Below are 10872 nucleotides of genomic sequence, written 5' to 3' on the forward strand. Positions count from 1 at the left end.
TAATGGATTTATTATTTGGTCACTATAATTTTTTGGGTGAATAATGCCAAGTAGCCGCGATGATTATACAGGTGCGTATACGCATATTAGTCTGACTATGACTAACTCTCAAATATCAATTCAAACGATAGCGTGTTATGACCTTCATAAAAGTGGCTCGAGCTTTTAGCTTGCTGGCTATTGTCACAGCCATACAAATTACATCACTGACTTATGCCCATGATCCTAGTGCACATACTCTGCCTGCCAAAGAATGGCAGATCACCGGCGAGACTAGTGTCGCTGCTAATTTTATCAAATTAAAAGACGACAGGATTTATTTGACCGGCAGTCACCATCAGCTACTCTCTTTTAATTTTTCGGACTCTTCAGCCAATGATCAAACCTATATTCTAGAAAAAACGCCCATATTCAAGCGATCAACCAGCTAGCAGTGATTGAAAATCTAGTAAGTAGTAATCAATTAATGGTTATTTAAAATCCAAACCATTAAACAATCGTGGTGAGGACGCCAGAGCATTCGGATAATTAGACAATGGGGGCGGGCATTCTGGACGCGCTGATAATTACCAATATCATCGTGCACCAACCCACCTACAGTCATAAATTGGTGAAGGTAAGCCCATTGCTTATGCACTAGAAGGCTTTCCTATCTATGATGAAACCGATGAAGATCTTGATGAATATTTAGGCAAATTCAATGAAGACAGTAGCTATGAATACTATGCTACTTCAGAGCTCTCATATTTAACGGTAGGTTTACGCGGAGCCGAGATCACAGATTACAAGATTATTAGCCCAACCCAATATAGTCTAACCTATACCCATCACGGTCAAGAGCATAAGCTGGATTATAGTTGGGATGCTACTGAAGCGACTAAAGATACTTATACTTTTGAGTTTATTGATCCAGAGGGCACGACCGTACAGACTTATAAACGCACTGATGGTATACAGAAAAAATAATGTGCACTTAATGATAACACTCAGTTATAGAGACAAATAAGCGGAGTTTTAGACCATCTTATATAATGCTAAGGAAGCATAATGAAACCTATTTTAACACTTGCTTTGCTAACCACGACTGCATCTTCTCTATTGCTGGCGGCGTGTAGCCAAACTCAAATAGACTCAGAAGCTACCGATGCCAATGGGCAAACGATAGCATCAATAAACAGTAGTGCAGATGCCAGCAGTTATACTGGCACCGCTAGCTTAACTCAAGGTCTTGCCCAGACTGACGTGACAAATGCCTATGAATGCGACCGCGGTCGCCAAACCAACATCGGTAGTATTCAGTCAACTGACGGTAAAATATGGACAGTACCAGCAGCGACCAATTTGCTCAATACAGAGTTCCCAGTGGCGTCTGACTTAAACAACCCCTGTACGGGCAACGAATATCGCACTGCCAGTGAAGCCTTAGCTCAACTTGATGGCTCAGACATCATTGAAATAGATGCAGATGGTGAGGTGTATACCGCTTATGTCTTTGCAGATAATTATTTTGAGATGTATGTCAATGGCGTAGTCGTCGGGCGTGACAATGTACCGTTTACTCAGTTCAATTCAAACATTGTACGTTTCAAGGCAAAAGCACCGTTTACCGTTGCTATGCATTTGGTGGATTGGGAAGAAAACTTAGGCATTGGTTCAGAGAGTAATCAAGGCTCGGAATTCCATGCAGGAGACGGTGGTCTAGTCGCTGTGATCAAAGATAAAAATAACAACATCATTGCCAAGACCGATGAAAACTGGAAAGCACAGACCTTTTATACCGCGCCGATTAGAAACTTATCCTGTGTTAGTGAGTCAGGTAGCGATCGCCTATCCAGCAATTGTATTACCACCGCCAATGTACAAGACGGTTCGGCAGATTATGGCTTGCACTGGGAATTGCCTACCAACTGGCAACAAGCAGACTTTGATGACTCTAGTTGGCCGAACGCTACCACCTATAGTAACCAAACCATTGGGGTAGACAACAAATCAGCTTATACCAATTTCACAGATATTTTCGATAACGAAAAATCAGATGCTGAATTTATTTGGTCAACTAATGTAGTGCTCGATAATGAAGTTATCGTACGCTATACAGTAAATGGATTATAAAGTCTTATTTAGATTGATCAATCTTTATGAAAGCTATTGAGTAATAAACTTGCAGTTATTAAACGCCTATATTAATAATATTATCTAGTACAATTGAACGTCATGTCTGAACACTCTATATTCATAGCTATTGGTGTTCAGAAACTTTCTGTTTTAGTTAAAGCGACATCAATATAGACGACTATTACTATCGAATATTTTAATCCGTCTCTACTTATTCATATTAAAAACAGACTTATTACTTAGCAGTAGTAAGTCTGTTTTTGATGTAATGATTCTCGTAGATGCTCGACAAGCAATTTCAACCTTTGATCTGGTTGCCTTGCTTTGGGGTAAACCGCATACATTCCCATTTTCTTTCGTGTAAAGCGTTGCAGAATCTGGGTGAGCGTATTTTTCTGTAGTTCTTCATAAACAAGTGCTTTTGGTAAAAAGGCGATACCTAGGTCGCTAAGCGTGGCTTGCTTAATCGCATTAAGATGATTGCTATGAAACCGACCCTGTACTGTAATTAATTGCTCTGTACCATCTATGTATAGTGGCCATATACCATTAGACAAATTATCAAACTTATAGACCAAACACTCATGGCTCTGTAGTTGGTCGGGGGTATGAGGTGTACCGTGTCGCTCTAAATAGTCTGGCGTTGCACATATGATCCAATGGCTATCTATAAGGCGTCTGGCAATGAGTGAGGAGTCTTCAAGCTCTGCTGTTCTTATGGCCAAATCAAACCCTTCTTCTATCAAATCAACCAGTCGATTGGTAATGTATAAATCCACCGATATTTCTGAATGCTGTTTGCAAAATTCAGTAATAGACTTACTTAATACCAAATTAGCGGAGACCGCTGGCATGGTGACACGTATGTTGCCTTTCATATTTTCACCATAGCCTGTGATGGCATTTTCAGCTTCTTGAAAAGCAAGTTCAACAATCTTAGCTTTGTTATAAAGCGTCCTTCCTGCATCGGTTAAGCTTAATTTCCTGGTTGTTCTATAAAGTAGCTGTGCATTTAGGCTCTCTTCTAGTCTTGCTATACGTTTACTAACTACTGAGTTGGTTAATGATAGTTTTTCAGCGACTCTCGAAAACGACCCTTCCTCAACCACCTGAACGAATAAGACCATATCGTCAGCTTTAGTCATACTTGTTCCCCAATTGGCGTAATACATTTTTGATTATAGCAAAAAAAGAAAATAACATTATCCTTTGATGCAATATACCAATGTATTGACACAGCGTAGAATATTTTAGGAAATTTTGAGCATTTGGCCTTGCGACTGGTAAAGATTGTTTTCGACTTCACCTGACACACAGCATGAAGTCACAAGATAAATGCTTAAATGGTTAGTACTCAAGGAAGACTAAACAATAAAAAAGGATTATGATTTTGAATCAGACAATATATGGACTACTGGCACTACTGCCAATCGTTCTCTGTGGTATTTTTTTGATAGGCTTGCAATGGTCAGCCAAAAAAACTATGCCAATTATCTTGGCTGTTACAGCCACTCTTGCTCTTTTCGTATGGGATATGACGCTCACTCGAGTGTCTTCATCTATTATTCAGGGAACGATCATCACCGTCTCAGTATTGTGGATAGTTTTTGGCGCTATTTTCTTACTGAATACCTTAAAACACACGGGTGCTATTGCCGTTATTCGATCGGGCTTTACCAATGTCTCGCCAGATAGACGTGTACAAGCCATTATTATTGCATGGTGCTTTGGCTGCTTCCTTGAGGGTGCAGCAGGTTTTGGTACAGCCGCTGCTATTGCTGCACCTTTACTGGTAGCGATAGGCTTTCCGGCGCTAGGTGCCGTGCTAATGGGAATGATGATACAAAGTACACCTGTATCGTTTGGTGCGGTCGGAACACCTATTGTGATAGGCGTAAACAAAGGCTTGGATACAGCTGCTATCAGCACTCAGCTGGCTCAGCAAGGGCTAGAGTGGGGTGACTTTTTACAACTGATTACTAGTCAAGTGGCCATTCTTCACGGTGTCATTGGTACATTTATGCCACTCTTTATGGTAATGATGCTGACTCGATTTTTTGGTAAAAACAAAAGCTGGAAGGAAGGCTTTGAGATTTGGCCGTTTGCTATTTTTGCAGGTTTGGCATTTACGCTTCCTTATACTTTAACCGGTATCTTTTTAGGACCAGAGTTTCCATCACTGGTCGGTGGTTTAGTTAGTGTCGCCATCGTTGTTAATGCGGCAAAACGTGGATTCTTAGTTCCAAAAACCACATGGGATTTTGAACCGCAAAAAAACTGGCCAAGTGAATGGCTTGGTAAGTTAGTCGTTAGTAAAGAAGATTTGACGCCGAATGAAGATGGCAAGAAAATGCCTATTTTCATGGCATGGTTCCCTTACTTACTAGTTGCGCTGTTGTTGGTTTTTTCAAGAGTGTTTGTAGGCTTTAAAGATTTTCTGACTAGTATGACGTTAGACTTTACGTCAGTATTGGGTGAGGCGGATATTAGCGCTGGTTTTAGTCCTTTATATTTACCTGGTGGATTGTTGTTAATCAGTGCTTTGGTTGCCGCTTTTTTCCAAACCAAAAAGCCAGGTAGTGCACTAAATAGTGCGCTCAAAGAGTCAAGCAAGACTGTATTGAGTGCTGGTTTTGTTCTTATCTTTACGATCCCAATGGTCAGGATTTTTATCAATTCAGGCGTCAATCTATCAGATGTGGCAAGTATGCCAGTTGCGAGTGCAGAATTGTTCGCTGGTACTTTTGGTAATGTTTTCCCCTTAATTAGTGCAACGATTGGAGCACTTGGGGCCTTCATCGCAGGTTCTAATACCGTTTCTAATATGATGTTTAGCCAATTTCAGTATGAAGCCGCAATTAGCTTACGTATTTCACCTTCTATAATTATAGCAGCACAAGCCGTTGGTGCAGCAGCTGGTAATATGATTGCGATACATAATGTGGTGGCGGCCTCAGCAACCGTAGGTTTGCTTGGTATGGAAGGCGCTACCCTCAGGCGCACGATTTTACCTACTTTATACTATGTATTATTCTGCGGAATAATCGTTATGGCTGTCATTTACATTTTCGGTTTTCAAGGTCCTTTAGCACCATAAGGCACATGTAACCTCCAAGATAAAGAGATTGATATGCATTCATCAAACCTTTTCTCATCAAATATGCCTTCTCAAGACATCATTAGCCCTGATCAGGTGTTAGACAAACTAACGAATGTATTAGGTGCTAGTAATGTACAGGCAGATCCAGAGAAAAACGAGCACTATAGGATGGGGTGGCGTTCTGGCGGCGGAGCTGCATTGGCTGTTTTGTTTCCGCAAACATTGCTGGATATTTGGCGCAGTCTAGAAGTGTGTGTTGAAGGCAGTTGCATCATTATTATGCAAGCAGCAAAAACAGGATTAACCGAAGGCTCGACGCCAAGCGGTAATGATTATGATAGACCTGTGGTTGTTATTAATACCCTTGCCATAGACCAGTTGTACTTGGTCAACAATAATGAGCAGGTGATCAGCTTACCTGGCGCTACTTTGCACCAACTACAAAGTCAGCTTAATACGGTCAATCGAGCACCTCACTCAGTCATTGGTTCATCGACTTTAGGGGCGTCTATCATTGGTGGGGTTTCTAATAACTCAGGAGGGGCCTTGGTTAAAAGAGGCCCTGCTTATACTGAGCTTGCTTTGTTTGCACGAATAAATGAACAAGGTCAGCTGGTGTTGGTTAATCACCTAGACGTAGAGCTAGGTGACACGCCAGAAGCAATACTGACGAACTTGCAGAATGGGGATTTTGATAAAAACAAATTACCTGACAGTGGCAAGATGGCATCAGACAAAGAGTATATCGCTAGAGTAAAAGATGTTGATGCAAGCACGCCTAGTCGCTTTAATGCGGATAAGCGGAGACTATATGAAGCCAGTGGGTGTGCAGGTAAGCTTGCTGTATTTGCAGTACGGCTTGATACCTACCCAACGGCTGTAAAAGAGCAGGCTTTTTATATAGGTAGCAACAGTGTGAGCGAGCTTGCACAGTTGAGAAGACAGATATTGTCCAACTTCAAAAACATTCCTGAAGTGGGCGAGTATATGCACCGTGATATATTCGATGTATCTGCCAAATACGGCAAAGACACTTTCTTGAGTATCAAACACTTAGGGACAGATGCCTTACCGCGCTTGTTTGCTATTAAAGGCGCGATTGACGCAAAATTTAGTAAATGGTCGTGGATGCCCAAGCACTTTACCGATAAAGTCATGCAGTTTGTAGGTAATATATTTCCAAAGCATTTGCCTGAGCGAATGATGGAATATCGTGATAAATACGAGCATCACCTCATCTTAAAAATGAGTGATGACGGTATCGAAGAAGCGCAAGCGTTTTTGAAGTCGTTTTTTGCGACCTCAGAAACAGGCGCTTATTTTGAATGTGATAAAAAAGAGTCAGAAAGCGCCTTCTTAAATCGTTTTGCTGCAGCAGGTGCCGCGATACGATATGAAGTTATCCATGAACAAGAAGTAGGCGAGATATTAGCATTGGATATTGCTATACCACGTAACGAGTTAGAGTGGCTAGAAAACTTGCCCGAAGAAATCGAACAGCATTTGGACAAAAAACTTTATTACGGACATTTCTTTTGTTATGTGTTCCATCAAGACTATATCTTGAAAAAAGGTAGTGATGCAAAGCATGTCAAAAAAATGATGTTGAAGCTTTTAAATGAGCGAGGGGCAAAATATCCTGCTGAGCATAACGTCGGTCATTTATATGAAGCTGAACCCGATTTACAGAACTTTTATAAAAGCTTAGACCCAACCAATACGTTCAATCCAGGTGTTGGTAAAATGTCGAAAACAAAACGTAATTGCTCTTGTTGTCTATAAGTGATCGTTAAAACTAGTATTAAGCTGACCATTTATGAGTTGCTAAGTAAATAAATAGTTCAGTGTTTTTTATAATAAATGCTCATTAACACCCAAAAGCACTGCCGATTGGTAGTGCTTTTTTATTATTTCTTGGTGAATGTATCAGTAGCCTCGAGTTCAGAAGCACATTTATTCAAAATGATTTTGTTATCTATTGTTAAATACCAGTCGATGCTATGTATAATGCAGCACTAGCATAGCTTTCACTCAGTATGACCCTTACTCATAGGCCTTTAATAAGAAGATTACATTATGTCAAACAAGCGTCCTTTATATATTCCTGTTGCTGGACCCGCTCTTTTAGAAACTCCTTTACTGAATAAAGGCAGTGCTTTCTCATCAGAAGAACGTAGTAGCTTTAATTTAACTGGATTATTACCTCATAACATTGAGACGATTGAAGAGCAATCATTACGTGCTTATCATCAGCTGAGCTCATTCACTGACGCTATGGATAAGCATATTTATTTGCGTAATATACAAGATACTAATGAAACCTTATTTTATCATCTAATTGAGCAGCATATTGAGGAAGTGATGCCGCTCATTTATACCCCAACCGTTGGTCAAGCGTGTGAAAAATTCTCGCAAATTTATCGCCGTAAACGGGGTTTGTTTATCTCATATCCTGAGCGTCATAAAATCGATGATATGCTGCAAAATGCCACCAAACAAAATGTCAAAGTGATCGTTGTTACTGACGGTGAACGTATCCTAGGTCTAGGGGATCAGGGTATTGGTGGTATGGGCATTCCAATCGGTAAATTGTCTTTGTACACGGCTTGTGGTGGTATTAGCCCTGCTTATTGCCTACCAATTTTGCTGGATGTCGGTACCAACAACCAACAGCTACTCGATGATCCGATGTATATGGGCTGGAGAAATCCGCGCATCTCTGGCGATGAATATAATGAATTTGTCGATTTGTTCATTCAAGCCGTTAAGCGCCGTTGGCCAGAAGTGTTATTGCAATTTGAAGATTTTGCTCAAGAAAACGCCACACCGCTATTGAACAGATATCGTGACCAATTATGTTGCTTCAATGATGATATTCAAGGCACTGCTGCTGTTTCGGTCGGTACCTTGATTGCCGCGTGTTTAAATAAAGGTCAAAAACTCAGTCAACAAAAAATAGCATTTTTAGGTGCAGGATCAGCGGGTTGTGGTATTGCTGAGCATATTATTCGCCAAATGCAGCGTGAAGGACTGACTGAAGAGCAAGCCCGTAGTCAAGTATTCATGGTTGATCGCTATGGCTTATTGACAGATGGCATGACAGAACTGCAAAAATTCCAAGAACCGCTAGTACAAAAAGAATCAGCTATTGCAAGCTGGGATAAAAGTAAGAAACTTGGCTTAGCGCAAGTGGTTAAACAAGCAAAAATCACCGTATTGTTTGGTGTTAGTGGACAAAAAGGGCTGTTTACCCAAGAAGTAATCGAATCGTTGTGCGTGAACACTGAACACCCAATTGTATTACCACTTTCAAATCCAACCTCTCGTGTCGAAGCAACGCCGCAAGAAGTGACCAATTGGAGCAAGGGTAAAGCAATCATTGCGACGGGTAGCCCGTTTCCTCACACTACTTTTAACGGTCAATCCTTTGAGGTTTCTCAGTGTAATAACAGCTATATTTTCCCCGGTATTGGTCTAGGTGTTTTAGCAGCACGAGCGACTGGTATCAGCGATAACATGTTAATGGCAGCAAGCCAAGCACTTGCAGATATATCAATGGAATATGAAAAAGTGCCTGGTGCCATTCTACCTTCTATCAACTTTATCAGAGAGATTAGTGAAAAAATAGCGTATGCTGTGGCATTGCAAGCGGCTCAAGATAAGCTGGCACTACCTATCACAGCGGAAAACTTACAACGCCGATTGAAAGCAAATTTTTGGTTACCTGAATATCGTAACTATCGCCGCACTTCGTTCTAGGTCGTAAATTAGGCATGAAAATTCTGAGTATTTAGTACATTATCTAAGTAATGTACCAAATAAAAAAGGTTGTCAACGCTATACTATATAGTGTTGGCAACCTTTATTATTTCTATCAAAACCAGTTGGTTTATCAAGCTTACTTCCAGCACTTCTTCAGCGTAGCTCAGCTTTGCTATTCAGCATAGCGCCATGTTATATCTCTCAGTACTATTCGTACTTTAGCTTAGAAACTGATTGATATGCTTACTAATTTCATCGGGTTTCTCATCAATCAACCAGTGAGCGACATCTTCGATCCAGACAAGCTTCGCGTTTGGAATTGCTTCCTCCAGCTTTGGCGCATATTCTGGTTTCTGGAAAGGGTCTTTGTCACCCCACATAATCAATGTCTGATGTGGAAGGTTATTAAGTTCGTCAGTAATGGCCTGAGTATATTCTTTATTTAACCGTCTGAGATTACGAAAAAAGGCATGCTTGCCGTTTTCAGTTGACCAAGGCTCAAGATACATCTCAATAAGCTCATCCGTCATGACGCTCTTATCATATACACCTTTTGGTAAGAAGCCTCGCATCATACTCAAAAAGTCCTCCAGACCCATCTCCGACTCAGCACCAGGTTCCTGTAGCGGCTCAAAATCTGGGATAGGCCATGAATCAAAGCAAATGCTATCTATCAAAGTCAGCTTACGAACTTTCTCTGGATAATTAACTGCTATCAGCTGGGCAACACCGCCACCAATATCATGTCCAACAATATCTGCTTGCCGCGCACCTAGGGCGTCCATTAACTTTACAACCATATGACTTTGGGCATTAATAGACACATCTGCGCTTTCTGGTTTATCAGATTTTCCATAATTGAGAAGGTCGGGAGCGATGACCCGATGTGTTTTTGCAAGTTGTGGGATAATATTTCGCCACATGAGACTATTAGTCGGAATCCCATGCAGCAGGATTACTGGACTACCTGAACCTTGTTCCAAAAATGCAATTTTATGGCCATCAATGTATGTATAATTTTCTGTTATTTGAGTACTCATAGTATCCTCCTAAGAGACAATATTAATAATTATGAAATCATTCTATGAAAAAGGGAGACAGTTTTTTGGCTAAGATAAGCCAACAATTGACCCTAACGTTATAATAATATTGTGTTGTGAGAAGTTCGTCAGGCAACATCCTTAGAGTTAGATAAGCTAACTTGACGAAAGTGATATTAATCATACACCAATAGGAAAAAGATTATGGTCTTGGCCGTTATAGGTTTGTATCTCAGCCGTTGGTCGTTTGTTGAAGGGTTTACGAGACCTATAAGGTTAAAGCTGTTTACTTTGTCGCGTTGAAAGGTTTTTTTACATTGGTAGATTAAATCTGCTTTCTCTGTTTGGTAGAGGTTGGGATTTGAAGTTGCTTATATCGATAAAAAGTATGTTGAGCAGTTCTATTGTTCAGCACTTCTGTTGGTTGCTAGTAAAATAACGCTTTTGATTTCTTCGGCTAACTTTTGAGAATTAGTCAGGTCTTAAGGTCAAAGTAAGACAATGATATATGCACTGATCAATATGCCTTAACAGCCACACCTACTACTCTCACTGGCAGGGTTGTACATTATTTTAACTGTTTGAGTAAATTCTCTGTGGCGTATCTCATAATTTATGGTACAGCTGTCTGAAACCACATTTAACGCTGTGCCATCTTGGATGTTTGCCAACATGAATCGCATTGCGGTAATTGGGTGCCATAGAAGAATGACCATTCTCTCCACTACAACGCGCTTGATAAACTGCCTTGCCTTTATGTCCTAATGCTATTTGCATAGAAGTCGGTTCACCAATGGTAACCCTCCCAAACTTAAGACACCTAATAAATAGAATTAAGCTGCCTGATTGAGTTTC

At 40.6% G+C, this 10872-nt stretch carries 7 protein-coding genes and 1 pseudogene; 5 read left to right on the top strand and 3 right to left on the bottom strand.

All coding sequences use genetic code 11. The features are described 5' to 3' along the window. The first annotated feature begins 137 nt into the window (after nt 1-137). Complete coding sequence (locus ACT3QQ_RS12860) at nt 138-431, top strand: hypothetical protein (protein ID WP_444528295.1); 294 nt, start codon at nt 138-140, stop codon at nt 429-431. A 616-nt stretch (nt 432-1047) separates the two neighbouring features. After that, complete coding sequence (locus ACT3QQ_RS12865; protein WP_444523893.1) at nt 1048-2112, top strand: hypothetical protein; 1065 nt, start codon at nt 1048-1050, stop codon at nt 2110-2112. Nucleotides 2113-2354: 242 nt separating this feature from the next. On the opposite strand, the gene ACT3QQ_RS12870 is transcribed toward ACT3QQ_RS12865, so the two are convergent. Then, a complete protein-coding gene (locus tag ACT3QQ_RS12870; protein WP_444528296.1) occupies nt 2355-3260 on the bottom strand; it encodes a LysR family transcriptional regulator in 906 nt (301 codons plus the stop codon). Between the two features lie 245 nt (nt 3261-3505). On the opposite strand from ACT3QQ_RS12870, the gene ACT3QQ_RS12875 reads away from it, so the two are divergent. The 3 genes from ACT3QQ_RS12875 (at nt 3506) to ACT3QQ_RS12885 (ending at nt 8974) form a co-directional block, all read left to right on the top strand. Next, on the top strand, nt 3506-5212 hold the full coding sequence (locus ACT3QQ_RS12875; protein ID WP_444528297.1) for an L-lactate permease: 1707 nt from the start codon (nt 3506-3508) through the stop codon (nt 5210-5212). Between the two features lie 33 nt (nt 5213-5245). Then, nucleotides 5246-6997 (top strand): D-lactate dehydrogenase, encoded by a 1752-nt coding sequence (dld, locus tag ACT3QQ_RS12880; protein ID WP_444528298.1) that lies wholly within the window; start codon nt 5246-5248, stop codon nt 6995-6997. A gap of 294 nt (nt 6998-7291) precedes the next feature. Then, nucleotides 7292-8974, top strand: a complete 1683-nt coding sequence (locus tag ACT3QQ_RS12885) for an NAD-dependent malic enzyme (RefSeq protein ID WP_444523897.1) — start codon at nt 7292-7294, stop codon at nt 8972-8974. 221 nt (nt 8975-9195) lie between these two features. On the opposite strand, the gene ACT3QQ_RS12890 is transcribed toward ACT3QQ_RS12885, so the two are convergent. Together ACT3QQ_RS12890 and ACT3QQ_RS12895 are read right to left on the bottom strand one after the other, a co-directional pair. Then, a complete protein-coding gene (locus ACT3QQ_RS12890; RefSeq protein ID WP_444523898.1) occupies nt 9196-10017 on the bottom strand; it encodes an alpha/beta fold hydrolase in 822 nt (273 codons plus the stop codon). 606 nt (nt 10018-10623) lie between these two features. Beyond that, nucleotides 10624-10872 (bottom strand): annotated as a pseudogene (locus ACT3QQ_RS12895) (hypothetical protein); the annotation flags it as partial.

The organism is Psychrobacter sp. AOP7-A1-24, from assembly GCF_052376235.1.
Classification (GTDB): domain Bacteria; phylum Pseudomonadota; class Gammaproteobacteria; order Pseudomonadales; family Moraxellaceae; genus Psychrobacter.

Coding starts and splice junctions, on each gene's coding strand:
- ACT3QQ_RS12860 (WP_444528295.1), top strand. CDS start 138: ATGACCTTCATAAAAGTGGCTCGAGCTTTTAGCTTGCTGGCTATTGTC.
- ACT3QQ_RS12865 (WP_444523893.1), top strand. CDS start 1,048: ATGAAACCTATTTTAACACTTGCTTTGCTAACCACGACTGCATCTTCT.
- ACT3QQ_RS12870 (WP_444528296.1), bottom strand. CDS start 3,260: ATGACTAAAGCTGACGATATGGTCTTATTCGTTCAGGTGGTTGAGGAA.
- dld (WP_444528298.1), top strand. CDS start 5,246: ATGCATTCATCAAACCTTTTCTCATCAAATATGCCTTCTCAAGACATC.
- ACT3QQ_RS12885 (WP_444523897.1), top strand. CDS start 7,292: ATGTCAAACAAGCGTCCTTTATATATTCCTGTTGCTGGACCCGCTCTT.
- ACT3QQ_RS12890 (WP_444523898.1), bottom strand. CDS start 10,017: ATGAGTACTCAAATAACAGAAAATTATACATACATTGATGGCCATAAA.